Below are 15,531 nucleotides of genomic sequence, written 5' to 3' on the forward strand. Positions count from 1 at the left end.
GTGAGCGTGCGGGACGCGAGGAGGGGGCTCAGGTGGTGCGCCAGTAGCCCATGGCGTTCACCCGCTGCCTCGGGAGGGAGAGCTCCTTGCGGACGTACGCCGTGAGGGAGCGGGTCGTGGCGGTGTCGCAGGCGATCCAGACGTAGGGGGCGGACTGGTCCTTCACGAGGTCCGGGAGGGACTCCTTGACCTGGGCGACGAGAGGGGTGCCCCGGCGCGGGACCGGGCGCAGGTCGTGGCGCGCGGGACGGATGCGGAGCGGGAGCCCGTGCGTGCCGTGGTCCGTCTCGAACCAGATCGTCGCCGGGGTCGTGCCGACCGCGTCCAGAAGGGAGTTGAGGGCGGGGAGGGAGGCCGTGTCGGCGACCGCGAAGAGGTGGGACGGGGCCGGGTCCGGCTCGGTGAACGCGGTGCCGTGGACCGTCGCCTCGATGGTGTCCCCGGGCTTCGCCGCCCGCGCCCAGTCGCTCGCGCGGCCCTCGTGCAGCGCGAACTCCAGGCCGAAGGTGCCGCCCGCAGGGTCCGGGTCGACCAGTGTGTACGCCCGCTGGTGCGGCTTGCCCGCGTTGTCGAACCACAGCCGCACCCACATGGTCGGGTGGGTCCCGGTCGCCGCGAGCATGCCGCCGTCGGTGAAGCGCAGCCGGCGGTAGTGGGGGGTGACGTCCTCGGCCCCGGTCACCGTGAACTCGAAGTCCTTGCCGCGCAGCAGCTTGAGTACCGCGCCCTCCCAGCCGTGCCCCTGCGCCATCGGCCCTCCACCCCTCGCGTACGATTTCGCCCTAATGGAAGTTAGGTTAGCCTAACCTGAGAAAACTGGGGATGGATCGTGACCGCAGAGCTCTACCGTGACCCCTGGGGCATCCCCCACCTGCGCGCCGGCAACGCCCGCGAACTCGCCCACGCCCAGGGCCGCACCACCGCTGTCGACCGTGCCTGGCAGCTGGAGGTCGAACGGCACCGCTCGCAGGGCACCTCGGCCGCGTTCCTCGGCGCCGCGGCGGTCGACTGGGACCGGTTGGCGCGCCGGGCCCGGCTCGACGACACCGCGAGACGCTGCTTCCGGGCCCTGGAGACACGGGACCCGGAGACCGCCGACTGGGTCGTCGCCTACGTCGACGGGGTCAACGAGGGGCTGGCCGAAGGCGCCCGGCGTGCACCGGAGTTCACGGAGAGCGGGCTCGCGCCGGGGCGCTGGGAGCCCTGGACCCCGCTCGGCGTCTGGCTCGCCACGCACATCCTGTTCGCCGGATTCCCCGCCAAGCTGTGGCGCGAGGAGGTCGTCCGCCGGCTGGGTCCGCGGGCCGTGGGGCTCTTCGCCGCCGACGGGCCCGGCACCTCCGGCAGCAACGGGTGGCTCGTCACCGGCGAACGGACCGGCACCGGGCAGCCGTTGATCGCGGGCGACCCCCACCGCTTCATCGAGGACCCCGGGGTCTACCAGCAGATCCACCTCTCCTGCCCCGAGTTCGACGTCGTCGGCCTCGCCGTCCCCGGCGTCCCGGGCATCGCCCACTTCGCCCACACGGGCACCGTCGCCTGGGCCATCACCAACGCGATGGCCGACTACCAGGACCTCTACCGGGAGCGGTTGCGGCGGGTCGGACCCCAGGGATCGGGAGAGGGAGCGGGAGAGGGAGCGGGAGAGGGGTTGGGAGAGGGATCGGGAGGATGGGAGGCGCTCGACCCCGACGGGGAGTGGCGGGCCGTGGCCCGGCACATGGAGACGGTCGAGGTGGCGGGCGGTGAACCCGTCGAGGTCGAGGTCGTCGAGACCCCGCGCGGACCGGTCGTCGCAGGGGGAGCGGAGATGCCCGAGGACGTCGAACCCCTCAGCCTCCGCTACCCGCCCCGCGTCACCGAGGACCTCGGATTCAGCGCGCTCCTCCCCCTCCTCCGGGCCCGTGAAGTCGCCGATGTGGACCGGGCGTTCGACCACTGGGCCGAGCCCGTGAACGTCGTCCAGGCAGCCGACACCCAGGGCGGCGTACTGCACCGGGTCGCGGGCAGGGTCCCGCTCCGCGGCAGGGACAACCGGGTCCGGATCGTCGCCGCCTGGGAGCCGGGGCACGAGTGGCGGGGCTGGCACGAGATGCCGTACGGGACGGTCGAGGACGGTATGGCCGTCATGGCGAACCAGCGCGGTCCTTCCACCCCGCTCGGCGTGGAGTTCTCCGCGCCGCACCGGGCCGCCCGGATCCGGCAGCTTCTCGACGAGCGGTCCGGCTGGTCGGCTCCGGAGATGGCGGACATCCACATGGACACCTATCTCGCCTCCGCCGCCCTGATGGACCATCTCGCCGCCCTCGACGGGCTGACCCTGGAGGCGACGGCCCTGCGCGACTGGCTGATCGGCTGGGACCGCCGGATGACGGCCGACAGCATGGCGGCGGCCGCGTACTCCGCGGTGCGCGGCGCGGTCGTACGGCGGCTCGCCGCCCACCCCGCCTTCGCCGCGCTGGCCGACCCGCCCGCGTACCCCGAGGTCTTCCGTCCCTGGCTCGGCCTCCTCCCCCGGGTCGGATTCGCCCTCGAAAACCTGCTGAAGGCCGAGGAGCTGTACGGCATCGACCGCGCCGCCCTCGTCCGGGAAGCCGTCGAGGAGGCGGCCGCGCAGCCGCTCGGCGTCTGGGGCGACACCCACCGCCTCGCGCCCTGGCGCGCGCTCACCACCACCTCGTACGACGAACCGGGACTCTCCGGCGATCACGACTGTGTGCTGTCCACCTCGACGGTCCCCGGTCTCAGCGACCTGAGCGTGCGCGGCCCGGCCGCCCGCTACGTCTGGGACCTCGCCGACCGCGACCACAGCCTCTGGGTGGTGCCGTTCGGCGCCTCGGGCATCCCGGGCTCGGCCCACCACCGCGACCAGCTACCGCTGTGGCTCGGGGGAGAGCTGGTCCCGGTGATCACCGACTGGAACCTGCTGACCGAGAACAAGAGCGAGAACAAGAGCGAGAACAAGAGCGAGAAAGAGGACGACCGCCATGACCACTGAGCCGTACGCCCAGGCCCGCGAGGCCGTGCACGAGCAGAAGCTCGACGGCTTCGGCACCGTCCGTATCCTGCCCGTCGACCCGCACGCCGACCTGGACGTCATCCACGGCTGGGTGAGCGAGGAGCGCGCCGTGTTCTGGGGCATGAACGGCCTCACGAAGCAGCAGGTGCGGGAGACATACGTCCACCTGGACTCCCTCGACACCCACCACGCCTTCCTCGCGGTCAAGGACGGTGAGCCCGCCGCGCTCTTCCAGACGTACGAGCCCGAGGCCGACCGGGTCAGCGAGTGCTACGACGTCGAGCCCGGCGACATCGGCGTCCACCTGCTGATCGGCCCCGCGGGGCCCGGCGGCGACCGGCCGGGCTGGTCCTCCGCCCTGCTGGCCGCCTTCACCGAGTACGTACTGGTCGGACTCGACCGGCGACGGGTCGTCGTCGAACCCGACGCGCGCAACGCGAAGGCCATCACACGTCTGGTCCGGCAGGGGTTCGTGCCGGGCCCGGAGATCGTTCTTCCGGAAATCGACCTGCCCGGGGTCTACTTGCCCGAGAAGCGCGCCCGGCTGGCCTTCCTGACCCGGGAGACGGCCCGCGGGGACGGCGCTTCGGGCTCCTTGTCCGTGGACAAGTGAGCACGACGCCGGATTCGTCCGTACGTATCCGTGACTCTGAAACGCGGAGACGAGCGAAGACGAGACGAGCCGAGCCGGGCGAACGCGGAGACGGAGACGGCGTGTGAGCGGACACGGAGACGGACAGCGGGAACGACGGCGCATCGCCCGAGGGTTCGCCCTGCTGGGCGCGGTGCTGGTGCTGGTGCTCTTCGGCGGCGTGGGCGGCGCGTCCGCGCACGCCGCGCTGACCGGCACGGATCCGCAGGACGGCAGCGTGCTGAAGACGGCGCCCACCCAGGTGACCCTGACCTTCTCCGAGTCCATCGGCCTCCTCGACGACTCCTTCCGCGTCCTCGACCCGGACAACCGGCGCGTGCACACCGGTGATCCGGGGCACGCGGACGACCGCTCCGACACCGCCCGCGTGACCCTGCCCAAGGGCCTCGGCACCGGCACCTTCACGGTGGCGTGGCGGGTCGTGTCGGCGGACAGCCACCCGATCTCCGGCGCCTTCACCTTCTCCATCGGCAAGCCCTCCGCGACCCCACCGCCGGTGCCCGTCGACCCCGCCGGGGGCACCGTCGCGAGCACGCTCTACGACGCCGGCCGCTACTTCGCCTACGGCGGTCTGGCCCTCCTCATCGGCGCGGCCACCTTCGTCCTGGTCTGCGGTTTCGCGGACGCGGTACGGCGACTGCTGGTCACCGGCTGGTGGGTCCTGCTGCTGTCCACGGCCGCGCTGCTGCTGCTGCGCGGACCGTACGAGCGCGGCAGCTCCCCGACGGACGCCTTCGACCCGTCCGTCCTCAACGAGACCCTGACCAGCAGGCCGGGGCTGGCCCTGCTGGCGCGCCTAGTACTGCTGGCGGCAGCGGCGTTCTATCCGGTACGGCAGCCCGTGCGCGGGCGGATCGCCCTCGCGCTCGGCGGCCTGCTCACCGTCTGCCTCGCCGTCACCTGGGCCGCCGCCGAGCACGCGTCCGCCGGGATCCAGGTTCCTGTGGCGATGGTCTCCGCCGTACTGCACCTGCTGTCGATGGCGGTCTGGCTGGGCGGCCTCGCGGCCCTGCTCACCGCGCTGCACCGGTCGGCCGAGCCGCTCCCCGCGGCCACCGTCAACCGCTTCTCCCGCCTCGCCCTCGGCTCGGTCGCCGTCCTGGTCGTCACCGGCGTCTACCAGTCCTGGCGCGGCCTCGGCTCCTGGAGCGCCCTGACCTCGACGTCGTACGGCCATCTGCTCCTCGCCAAGCTGGCGGCCGTGGTGCTGCTGCTGGCGGGCGCGGGGGCCTCGCGGCGCTGGACGGGCCGGTTGACGGTGGCGGCCGAGGCGGAGCGGACAGCGGCGGTCGTGGTGGTGGAGCGGGTACCGGAAACGGTGGGGGCGTCGGTTGTCGCCACCGAGGTACGCGCCCAGGCGGGCGACGGTGGAGAGGCCGCGGGCGCGGGAGGAGCGGCAGGTGCGGCAGGCACAGATGGAACCGGGGGAGCCGAGGGGGGCGACGGCGTACCGAGCGGGGTACCGGTCGGCGTATCGGACGGTGTACCGGTCGGCGAACCGGATCCGGATCGCGCAGGCTCCGGCGAGACCGACCGGTATCGGCGGGCGTTGCGGCGCTCGGTGCTGGCCGAGATCACCGTCGGGATCTTCGTACTCGTGATCACCACCCTGCTCACCGGCACCCAGCCGGGCCGGGCGGCCACCGAGACCGCCGCGGCCTCCGCCGGCACGGCCGCCGGGGAGTCCCCGACGACGGCGACGACGATCCCGTTCGACGTGGGCACGACCAACGGGCACGGCAAGGTGCAGATCGAGCTGACCCCGGGCCGGGTGGGCGAGAACTCCGTACAGGCCGTGATCTTCGGCCCCGACGACGGGATCGCGACCGTGCCCGAGCTGCGCCTCACCTTCACCCTGGAATCCCAGCAGATCGGCCCGATCGACGCGGAGCTGACGGACAAGGGCGGCTACTGGGGAGCGGACGGCGTCACCCTCCCGGTCGCCGGTACCTGGACCATGAAGGTCACGGTCCGCACCACCGACATCGACCAGGTCACGGTCTCGAAGACCGTGAAGATCGGCTGACCCGGGTCTCCTCCGTGAGTTCGGCTGACCCGGGTCCTTCCGTGAGTTCGGCCGGCCCGGGTCTCTCCGTGAGCGGCGTGTACGCCGGTCGTGCGTCAGCCGGTGGCCGAGGGAGTCTGCTTCATGCCGTCGACGACGGCCCGGTTGATGATGGCGTTGGTGAAGGTCACGGTGCCGGGCTTGATCAGAGCGTCCTCGCCGGTGCCCTCGGTCACCTGGACCGAGCGGTCGCCCAGGAAGACGTGGGTCTTCTTGTCGAAGATCCATTCCTCCCGCTGACCGCTGGTCTCGTCCAGCCGGGCCACCGCGATCCCGTGCCGGCCCACCGCGTCCACCGCGTCCTGGACCACGACGACACCGGGGATCTTCGCGGCGGTCCTGAACAGGGCCGGGTAGAGGTCCGCCGGCGGGTAGCTCTCGACGAGCAGGTCCCCGATGGTGGTGAACGCCTGCTGGTCGGGGGTGTTGCCCTGGCCCTTGGTCTCCTTGTAGATCTTGGCCAGGATCTTGTCGGGGTCGGTTGTCAGCTGGGTCAGGTAGTCGTACGTGGGGTTGTTCAGGCTCCCGACCGGGGTGTTGCCCTGCTCGTCGGGCAGACTCAGCGTCTCGCCCTCGGAGCTCTCGTTGACGGCCGGGTCGATCAGCCAGCCCTTGGTGCCGTCGGAGGACATCCAGACCTGGCGGCGGTGCAGCGCGTGACTGGCAAGGCTGGTCTTGTCGTCGACGGTCTTCACGAACGTGTTGGCCGTCTTGGACTCGATGTAGACGTACTGGCCGGGCTTGACGGCCGGGCGGGATCCCTCGCCCTCGGCCGCCGCCAGCGAGATCTGGTCGAGCAGCTGGGGGAGGCCCTTGGTGGTCGCGGCACCGATCTGGGTGGTGAGCGCCGGTCCGGTGGCGACACCGGCGTCCCTGACTCCGCCGCCGTTCTGCGTGGTCACCCCGGCGACGACGGCCGCGGCCAGGGCGGCCGCCATCGCGGGGAGCACGATCGCCGGGCGCGGCAGCCGGAACCGCCGGGTCCGCGCGGGGGCCGCCGACTCGGTGGCGGTCGGGCGCTCGTCCAGCTGGTTCTGGTGAATCTGGGCCATCAGACGCTCCTTGTGGAACTGGTGACGGCCCGTAGGGAGGTCACGTGCCGTCCGGGACAGGAGCTGGTCGCTCTCGTCCCACTCCGCCGGACTGTGCCGGGACGTGTTCGCGTTCATCGGTTTCCTTCCTGCACGGGCCGGATCACTTGAGTGCGATCGCCTGTTATCTGTCGGCCGGGGCGGCCGCCTTCCCGTTTTCCGCGATTTTTCTCAAGTGGTGCCGGAACCCGGCGGGGGGTCGGGCGGCTGTCCGGGCGGTTGTCCGGCCGGGACGGTTCGCGTGCGGACCCGGTGCCCGGACCTGGATCGGTGAGGGCGCGCAGTTTGCCGCGGGCGCGGGAGAGGCGGGAGGCGACCGTGCCGACCGGAATGCCCAGCGCCTCGGCCGCGGCCTCGTAGTCCAGGCCCTCCCCCAGGCAGAGCGCGATGACCTCGCGTTCCGGGCGGCGCAGCGCGGCGAGCGCGGTGAGGGCGGTGGCGAGACGGCGACGGTCGTCGACCCGGTCGGCCACGTCCTCGGCGTGGTCGGGCACCGACAGCTCGGCCGCCGCGGCGGCATGGGCCGCCGCGCGGTAGCGCCGGTTGCTCCGGTACTGGTTGCGCGCGGTGTTGGTCGCGATGCCCAGCAGCCAGGGCCGCAGCGAGCCGCCCTCGGGGTCGACCCGGTCGCGCAGCCGCCACGCCTCCAGGAAGGTCGCGGCCATCACGTCCTCGGCCGTCGACCAGTCGGCGGTCAGCCGGAAGGCATGGTTGTAGACGGCACGCGCATGGCTGTCGAAGAGCTCGGCGAACGCGCTCTCTTCCCCGGCCCGTACCCGGGTACGCATATGAATGCTCACCTCTAGGAGCTGTCCGGCACCCCACACCGACTTCCCGTGACCTGCGTCACATGCGGTGGTCGTGCTGGGAGGAAACCCCGGGAAGGCTCTCATGCCGGCGCGGCAGGGCGCGGGGCGCCGTGGAAGACCTGCTCGGCGTGCCAGGCCCGACGGGCGGTGCCGGTGGGGCGCACGGGAACTCCGGAAGTCGACAACTCGTTGCGTCCGTCGAGCTGTTGAGTCCGAAGACTTCCACCCCCACTTCACACGGAGGCCCGGAACCATGACCGCCCAGCCCCAGCCCCACCCGCACCCCCAGCCCGTGTCCGATTCCCGGCTTTACGCGCGTCCCTCCCGGCGCACCCTTCTCGGCGGTGCCGCCGTCGCCGCGTTAGCCGTGGCCAGCGGCGCCGGCGGGGCGAGCGCGGCTCCCGCCGGCACCCGTGCCGCCGCCTGGCCGACCGAGTTCCCGCTTCCCAACGGGTTCCTGCCCGAGGGCATCACCATCGGCACAAAGCCGTACGCCTACATGGGCTCGCGCGCCAACGGCGCCGTGTACCGCACGGACCTGCGCACCGGCGAGGGCGCGGTCGTCCATGAGGGCGCGACGGGCACGGCGTCCGTCGGTCTGAAGCTGGACGACCAGGACGGCCGGCTCTACATAGCCGGAGGCGGCGGCGGAACGGCACGGGTCGTCCACGCCCGCACCGGCGCACTCGTGGCCACGTACCAACTGACCGCCACGCCCGGCCACTTCATCAACGACGTCGTCCTGCTCGGCGACCGCGCCTGGTACACCGACTCGCTGGAGGCCGTGCTCTACGGCGTACCGCGCGGCCGGGACGGAGAGGTTCGCGCCCTGCCGCTCGGCGGCGACTGGGTGCAGACGCCCAATGTGAACAACGCCAACGGTCTCGTCGGCACCCCCGACGGCCGCGGCCTGATCGTCGTCAGCAGCTCGCCCGGCCGGCTCTACCGTGTGGACCTCAGGACCGGGTACGCCACCCAGATCGCGCTGACCGGAGCGGACAGCGTCACCAACGGTGACGGTCTCCTCCGCGTCGGCCGCACGCTGTACGTCGTACAGAACCGTCTGAACCTCATCAGCGTGTTCGACCTCGACGCCAAGGCCACCACCGCCACCCTGCGCGGCACGCTCACCGATCCCCGCTTCGACGTCCCCACCACCGTCGCCCGCTGGGGCAACCGGCTCTACCTCGTCAACGCCCGCTTCACCAGCCCTCAGACGCCCGACACGACGTTCAGCGGAGTCGCCGTCGCCCTCTGAACCACCGTCGACGCCGTCATGGCGCGGGCCCGGAGGTTCACCCACACGACCGACTCCGGCGACACACGGCCCGCGGTCCGGTTGCGGCCGGTGGTGAAGACGTAGAGGCGCAGGACGAGGAAGCGGCCGATTCCGGCGAGGGCGGAGGCGCTGAGGTAGACGATCTGTTCGGTGAGCGCTCCGGGTGACGTCTGCACGGTGTGCAGGAGAAGCATGGCGGCGCTGGTGGCGATGTACGCGGCCGCGGCCGATCCGGCGGACTGCCAGTGCTGTCGCCATCCGGGGCGCTTGCCGGATCCGAAGGTGAAGCGTGCGTGGAGTTCGGTGCACAGGAGGGTGGAGGCGATGGTGATGACGGCGTTGGCCAGGGCCCAGGGCATGAGGTCGGCGAGTCCCGCCACGGCGAAGCTGGAGAGGATCCCGATGCCGCCGCCGCACACGACGAACCGTACGAAGGAGGCGAACGGGCCGGGACGGGTCGAGGCGGCTGTCGTGGCCGCGGCGGTCGCTGCCGCCGGTATCCGGCGCGTGTCCTCGACGCCGCTCTCCACCGGCTCCACCGCCTTCACCTGCTCCGAACGCCCTGCGCGCTCCGTACCCCGCGCCGCGTACGCGGTCTGCGGCTTCGAGGAGAGCAGCGAGTTCATGGCGGGGTTTCCTTCCGGAGGGGGAGCTGTGAACCTCTCGGACCAGCTGGCTTCAACGATGCCGTCGCCCGTCCGCCGCTACGAGCAGGTGCGCCCCCCAACCGAGGGTGCAGCTAGCTCTACCCTCGGCCCGGGGGACGGCCGCTGAGACCCCCTCCGCTCCGCCCCGGCGCACTGCCCGAAGTGCCGACTCGCGCAGCGTGCAATCCGGGTTTCCGCGTTCCGAGTTCGCGAGTTCGCGAGTTCGCGAGTTCGCGAGTTCGCGAGTTCGCGAGTTCGGAAGTTTCCGAGTTCCGAGTTCCGAGTTCCGAGTTCCGGGGGTGCACCGATCACTCACGTCGCGGACCAGAGGCGGCGGTAGAAGTCGGTCCGGCGCGGGTCGGGGGCGATTCCGTAGGCGTCGAGGAGGGTGCGCTCCCAGCCGGGGCCGTAGTTCCACTCGGTGCTCCAGGTGGCGACGGCCAGGTCGGCCCATCGGTCGGCGACGCCGAGGGCGCCCATGTCCACGTGGGCGGACCAGGCGCCGTCCGCGTGCAGCAGCGTGTTCGGTGCGCAGGGGTCGCCGTGGCACACGACGAGGCGGTCGACCGGCGGCGGCGCGGGCAGGTCCGCGGGCACCTGGACACCCGCGCGCCGGGCGCGTTCCAGCCGGTCCTCGACGGACCACCCGAAGGGGCAGCCGGCCACGGGCAGCCGCTCGTGCAGGGCCCGCAGTCCCACTCCCAGCGCGCGTACGGCCGTTCCGGGATCCGCCTTCCAGCGGGGAGCGACGGCGCTCTCGCCGGGAAGCGCACGGGTCACGAGCCAGGCTCCGTCCTCGTCCGCTCCCTGGTTCCGCACACGGGGCACGGGCGTGAAACGACCCGCCCATCGCAGACGTACGGCCTCGGCGGTCAGGTCCAGCCCGGAGCCGGCCGGAGCCCACTTGGCGAACAGCGGCTCGTCCCGGTCCCCATCCCCATCCCCGTCCCCGTCCCCGTCCCCGTCCAAATCCAAGTCACCGTCCAAGCCGGCGTCCAAGCCGGCGTCCTCGTCGCCGATCCGGAAGGTCAGGCCGCCCAACTCGTTCTCCCACACGGGCTGCAGGGGGCGGCCCCCGGCCAGTTCGGCGATCCGCGCGGGTATCCGCACGGTGGAGGACGGCGGTCCGGAAAGGGGCATGAGCCCATGCTGCCGTTCGGGTCGCGCCGCGAGCGAACAGTTTTCTCCACCAGGCCCCGGAGGCGGTGATCCGGCCCTCGCCGGCATCCCCGACGCTCGTATCCCCGACAGAGGACACTCCGACGGGGAGCCACTCCGCAGGGGGCGCGAACGGAATCGGAGCCCGACGACAAGTACGGGGTGAGACCGTCGCCCGGCGGTCGGAGACGGAGATTTCGTGAAACCGGACAACCGGCATCACGAGGAGCGCAGCGACCGCGCCCCCGCCCGTGATGACGACAGCGATGCCCAGCTGACGCGGTCGGCGGCCGGTGACGCGGCGGCGTTCACCCCGCTGGTGGAGAAGTACTCGTCCGCCCTGCACGGCTACTTCGCCCGGCGTCTGCCCGGCGCGGCGGACGATCTGCTGGCCGAGGCGTGGTTGCAGGCGTTCGCAGCGCGGCGCACGTTCGACCCGTCGCGCGGCTCGGCGCGGGGCTGGCTGTTCGGGGTGGCCCGCAACGTACTGGCCCAGTACCTGCGGCGGGCCGGGCGCAAAGAGGCCGCACCGGGTCCGGACACCACCGACCCGTGGCCCGCGGTGGACCAGCGGCTCGACGCGGCCGCGCTGGCCCCCGCACTGCGCCGGGCGCTGGCCGAACTGCCCAGCGAGGAGCGGGAGTTGCTGCTCCTCATCAGCTGGGAGCAGCTCACCCCGGGCGAGGCGGCCGTCGCCGTGGGCATCCCGGCGGGCACGGCCCGCTCGCGGCTGCACCGGGCCCGGGGCAGGTTGCGCGAGCGGCTCGCAGCGCCCCGCCCGGCGGGACGGCACCTGAGCGTGACGGGCGACATGGCATGAGTACGTACGACGATGTGGAGCGGACCGACATGAGCAAGTACGGCGTGGAAGAGAACGGCATGACCGAGCGAGGGGCGCTGCTGGACTTCCCCGGTGCCGACGAACTGAGGACCGCGGGGCGCGTCGAGCCGCCGTCGGCGCAGGCGCTGGCCAGGGCGCTGGCGGGGATCGAGGCGGCGGTGGCCGCGGAGGAGGCCGGGCCCGCGGCCGGGCACAAGGCAAGCACGGTGGTGACGACACCGCTCCGGCGGATGTCGGGGCGCCGCCGGGCTCTGGTCAGCCTGTTCACCCTTGCCGCGGTCGCGGCCGGCGTGGTGACGTACGCGAACACCGGTGAGGCACCCACGGGCGGCGCGGGCACGGGCACGCACGGTGAGGCGCAGGCGTCCGGCGCGTCCGTCTTCCTGGACGACATCTCCACGGTGGCCGCCGCCCAGTCGGTCTCCTCGGGGAAGTACTGGAAGATGCATCTGACGGCCGGGGACGCGTACGTCTCGCAGTCCATGGACTTCTACGTCGTCAACGGCGGCAAGTCCTACAAGAAGGGGCGCCAGCCCGACTGGCAGTTCGGCTCGAAGGACCTCGACTGGAAGGGCCTGGAGCAGCTGACCACGGACCCGGCGAAACTGCTCCAGCTGCTGCAGGCTCCGCAGCGGGCCAAGAGCATCTCCCCCTTCGACCAGGCGGTCACCCTGCTCGGCGGGTCCCCGGCGAGCCCGAAACTGCGGGCCGGGGTGTTCAAGGCGATGGCGGGGCTGAAGGGCGTCAAACTGCTCGGGTCCGTCAAGGACAGCACCGGGCGGGGTGGGACGGCCCTGGAGTTCGCGGAGGCCAAGAGCGTCGGACAGGTGATCGTCGACCCGAAGACGAGCTCGATCCTGGAGTACACCTTCACGTGGACCGCGGGGGCCAGCAAGGGCAAGGCCACCCACCAGACGTTCCTGTCGGTGGGCTTCACGGACAAGATCGGCTGACCCGGACGGCGGGGGCGGTCCTTGACCGGATCAGGTGAGGTGGGGGCGTCGCGCAGCGCCCCCAGGTCACCTTGGGCCGCCCTCCGCGAAGAGACATCGGAACCGGATCGGAAGCGGGTGACGGGTACCCGCGGAAGCGCCGGGAGCGTTCCACTGGGGTCCGGTGAGGCCGGGCGGCGGTGGCGGGTCGCGTGACCGGCGGGACGATGCCGCATGGGGGACCGAGGGATGCGGAGGAACCCACCGGACCGGGGGACGGACGCCGGGGGCCGCCCGGCTTCACCTCGGGGCCGCCCGGCTTCACCTCGGGACCGATCGGCCTCACCTCGGGACCGATCGGCCCCGCCCGACCGCCGCCGCCAACGCCGCCGCCGCGGTGCTTTCTCCCGCGGACCTGGGTCACTCCACCCGGTCCGGGCCCGCACCGGGCTCCAGATCAGGCACCAGCTCCTGGAAGCGCCGCTCGACCGGCGACAGATCGGTCCGGGCCAGATCCTCCGGGCGCACGACGATGCGCAGTTCGGGCGTGAGCGCGGGGTACCGGCGGCAGGCGTCGATGAACGAGTCGACGATCAGGGCCACGAGCTGGCCGCGGTCGAGGTCGGTGACGCGGGCCAGCCCGGAGCCGATGAGCGGGACGGCGACCGGTTTGAACAGGCCGTGCACGGCCACCGAGGCCCATACGTTGTCCAGGCTCGACCGCAGATCCTCGTCACCGGATCTGGCCACCAGGTCGTTGCCGAGCCGCGAGTAGGCGGTCGCGAACACCCGGCGGCCGTCGACGGGTACGGCAACGGTCGTACCCACCGGGTAGCGGACCCGCCGGCCGCGAGGCTTGGCCCGTACGCTCTCGGTGCCGACGGCCCGCACGCCGCGCAGTCCGGCCCGGAGCCTCTCGTCCAGCAGTCGGCGCCGACCGGCGAAGAGGCGGTCGACGAGCTGGCTCTGCACGCTGTCGCGGCTGATGACGACGTCCTGGTCGTTCTCCGTGTCGAAGGTGTCGGTGAAGCCGACCACCAGGTTGGAGTCCGTCTGCTCGAACAGGTCGCCGCGGACGAGGACGACGTCTGCCCGCTGGCCGGGCAACGGCACTCTGTGGCGGAGCAGTTCGGCGCCGTGGCGCGCGCGGAGCGCGGCCCGCAGGGCGTCGAGGGTGCGCGCGGTCTCGGGGTCGTCGGGGTGGTCACGGGCGATCAGCTCGGCCACCGGCAGCGCGAGTTCGGGGCGGCCGAGATCGGCCTGGACCCGGACCAGTTCACGGCGGGCGGAGTCCTGCAGGGTGGTGAGGCGGCGGATGAGGGGATCCGCGAAACCCTCGCCGTTGACCTCGGCCAGGGGCCGGCCGCGGACCAGGGACAGCGCCTCGGCGAGACGGTGGGCGGCGGTGGCGGGCGGGGCGAGGAGGCCGTCGCCGACGACCGTGGTGAACCGTGCGCTGTCCAGTTCCTCGGGCCGCAGCACCAGACGGTAGGCGGTCTCCGGGCCGTGCACGGTGACCAGCTGCTCGGTGCGCAGAACGCGGGCGGCGGTGCCGTCCTGGCCGGGGTCGAGGGCGCGCCGCAGCTCCAGGACGCGTTTTTGCACCTCGTTGCGGTTGCGCTGGGCCAGATGACGTGGCTCGTCCGCCAAGCCCCATACGTCGCGGCGCAGTTGCCGTACCGGCACGGCCTCGCCCTCGGCGGCCACCAGACGAACCAGCAGCCGGGTGGTCAGCGGGGTCAGCCGGACCGGAACTCCGTCGATTTCGAGCTGGACCGGCCCCAGCACCTTCACCTGGATGTGCGCTCGTGCTTCGGCCACCCGCGTCGCCCCCGCCGCATCTCTGCGTCACTCTGCGTCACTCTGAAGTGACCGGCAGATTATCATGATGTCTTGGAGGGACCGTGCGTTCGGGTGATTCCGGTGATTCCGGTGGTTCCGGCGGTCGGGATCCGATACGGGGCCGCGGAGAATTCCGAGCGCGTTCCCGTGCGCTGCGGTTGTGGGGCACGCAGCGCGCTCGACAGGTTTTCGCACGCAACGCGATGGTGGCATTCGGGGGGATATCCGCGGTCCTGCAGTTCGTCGGACAATTCTTTCCGCGGAGCTTTCCCGATCCCGGCGTGGTGACCGTGGTGTCGGTGGCGGCGTGCCTGGTGTGGGGGCTGGGCCGGGCCCGTCCGGTGCCGCGGGTGCAGCAGGTGTTCCGGCGGCCCGACATGACGGTGGTGGTCGAGGCGGGCGACCTGTTCGAGCAGCCGGCGCATCTCGTCGTCGGGTTCTGCGACACCTTCGACACCGCGTCGGCGGGCGGCGCGGTCATCAACGGCGACAGTGTGCAGGCGCAGTTGCTGGACCGGCGGTACGGCGGCGACGTACAGCGCCTGGACGCGGAACTGACCACCGCGCTCGCCCCGGTCGTGCCGGTCGCACGGGAGGACCGGGACCACAAGCCGCTGGGCAAGCTGGACCGGTATCCGGTCGGCACGGTGGCGGTCCTGGGTACCCGTCCGCGGCTGGTGTTCGCCGTGGCGTACAGCCGTATCGGCAACGACTGCGTGGCCGCCTCCAGCGTGGAGGACCTCTGGTTCGGCCTCAGCCGTCTGTGGGACGCGATGCACCGGCATGCCCAACTGGAACGGGTGGCGATGCCATTGGTCGGATCGGGGCTGTCCCGGCTCGATCACCTCGACCAGGACAGCCTGCTGCGGCTGGTCCTGATGTCCTTCATCGCGCGGTCACGGGAGGGCGCGATCTGCCGCGAACTGCGGGTGGTGGTACGGCCCGCCGACCTGGAGCGGATCGACATGCGCGAGGTGGCGGCCTTTCTGAGCACTCTGGCGTCGGGATTGGACCGGACGTGAGTACGGCACGAGGAAGGAAAGAAAAAGGAAGGAAAGGGAAGGGAGTAGAAAGAAAGGAAGGGAAAAGGAGCAGAAAGGAAGGAAAGGGGAGAGGCGGGACGGGCCGTCAGGCGCCCCGTCCCCTTCCCCTCCCCTCCCGTCCCCTCCCCTCCCTTTCTGGTCCCTTTCCGCTCC

Annotated in this window: 13 protein-coding genes; 7 read left to right on the forward strand and 6 right to left on the reverse strand. The window is 72.1% G+C overall.

Going from position 1 to position 15,531, the window contains the following annotated elements; all coding sequences use genetic code 11:
* Positions 1–28: 28 nt before the first annotated feature.
* The gene (locus tag RV986_RS27330; protein WP_475919920.1) at positions 29–751 is read right to left on the reverse strand and encodes a siderophore-interacting protein; all 723 of its coding nucleotides are present in this window, start codon (positions 749–751) and stop codon (positions 29–31) included.
* Positions 752–829: 78 nt separating this feature from the next.
* On the opposite strand from RV986_RS27330, the gene RV986_RS27335 reads away from it, so the two are divergent.
* The 3 genes from RV986_RS27335 (at position 830) to RV986_RS27345 (ending at position 5,697) form a co-directional block, all read left to right on the forward strand.
* Complete coding sequence (locus RV986_RS27335) at positions 830–2,998, forward strand: penicillin acylase family protein (protein ID WP_475919921.1); 2,169 nt, start codon at positions 830–832, stop codon at positions 2,996–2,998.
* Positions 2,988–3,632, forward strand: coding sequence for a GNAT family N-acetyltransferase (locus RV986_RS27340; RefSeq protein ID WP_475919922.1), 645 nt, complete (start codon positions 2,988–2,990; stop codon positions 3,630–3,632). Before RV986_RS27335 ends, RV986_RS27340 begins: the two co-directional genes overlap by 11 nt.
* Before the next feature lie 103 nt (positions 3,633–3,735).
* Positions 3,736–5,697, forward strand: coding sequence for a copper resistance CopC/CopD family protein (locus RV986_RS27345; RefSeq protein WP_475919923.1), 1,962 nt, complete (start codon positions 3,736–3,738; stop codon positions 5,695–5,697).
* 95 nt (positions 5,698–5,792) lie between these two features.
* Here the strand turns inward: RV986_RS27345 and RV986_RS27350 are convergent, their stop codons facing one another.
* Together RV986_RS27350 and RV986_RS27355 are read right to left on the reverse strand one after the other, a co-directional pair.
* The gene (locus tag RV986_RS27350; RefSeq protein WP_475919924.1) at positions 5,793–6,905 is read right to left on the reverse strand and encodes a CU044_5270 family protein; all 1,113 of its coding nucleotides are present in this window, start codon (positions 6,903–6,905) and stop codon (positions 5,793–5,795) included.
* Entirely contained in the window at positions 6,902–7,615 is a 714-nt protein-coding gene (locus RV986_RS27355) for an RNA polymerase sigma factor (protein ID WP_475919925.1), read from the reverse strand. The genes RV986_RS27350 and RV986_RS27355 overlap by 4 nt, the downstream gene beginning before the upstream one ends.
* A 274-nt stretch (positions 7,616–7,889) precedes the next feature.
* Here RV986_RS27355 and RV986_RS27360 point away from each other — a divergent pair, with 274 nt between their 5' ends.
* The gene (locus RV986_RS27360) at positions 7,890–8,894 is read left to right on the forward strand and encodes an SMP-30/gluconolactonase/LRE family protein (RefSeq protein ID WP_475919926.1); all 1,005 of its coding nucleotides are present in this window, start codon (positions 7,890–7,892) and stop codon (positions 8,892–8,894) included.
* Here RV986_RS27360 and RV986_RS27365 read toward each other — a convergent pair.
* Together RV986_RS27365 and RV986_RS27370 are read right to left on the reverse strand one after the other, a co-directional pair.
* Entirely contained in the window at positions 8,849–9,415 is a 567-nt protein-coding gene (locus RV986_RS27365; RefSeq protein ID WP_475924451.1) for a GtrA family protein, read from the reverse strand. The two genes, RV986_RS27360 and RV986_RS27365, sit on opposite strands and share 46 nt — an antisense overlap.
* 459 nt (positions 9,416–9,874) lie before the next feature.
* Complete coding sequence (locus RV986_RS27370; protein ID WP_475919927.1) at positions 9,875–10,702, reverse strand: phosphotransferase; 828 nt, start codon at positions 10,700–10,702, stop codon at positions 9,875–9,877.
* A 217-nt stretch (positions 10,703–10,919) separates the two neighbouring features.
* Between RV986_RS27370 and RV986_RS27375 the strand changes: the two genes are divergently transcribed.
* Both RV986_RS27375 and RV986_RS27380 read left to right on the forward strand, forming a co-directional pair.
* Positions 10,920–11,540: an RNA polymerase sigma factor gene (locus RV986_RS27375; protein ID WP_475919928.1), complete on the forward strand. Its 621-nt coding sequence runs from the start codon at positions 10,920–10,922 to the stop codon at positions 11,538–11,540.
* Positions 11,537–12,514, forward strand: coding sequence for a hypothetical protein (locus RV986_RS27380; RefSeq protein ID WP_475919929.1), 978 nt, complete (start codon positions 11,537–11,539; stop codon positions 12,512–12,514). The genes RV986_RS27375 and RV986_RS27380 overlap by 4 nt, the downstream gene beginning before the upstream one ends.
* A 399-nt stretch (positions 12,515–12,913) precedes the next feature.
* Here the strand turns inward: RV986_RS27380 and RV986_RS27385 are convergent, their stop codons facing one another.
* Positions 12,914–14,314 (reverse strand): macro domain-containing protein, encoded by a 1,401-nt coding sequence (locus RV986_RS27385; protein ID WP_475919930.1) that lies wholly within the window; start codon positions 14,312–14,314, stop codon positions 12,914–12,916.
* A 302-nt stretch (positions 14,315–14,616) separates the two neighbouring features.
* Between RV986_RS27385 and RV986_RS27390 the strand changes: the two genes are divergently transcribed.
* A complete protein-coding gene (locus RV986_RS27390; RefSeq protein WP_475919931.1) occupies positions 14,617–15,357 on the forward strand; it encodes a macro domain-containing protein in 741 nt (246 codons plus the stop codon).
* Positions 15,358–15,531 lie beyond the last annotated feature (174 nt).

The sequence above is a fragment of the Streptomyces sp. RLA012 genome, from assembly GCF_056270325.1.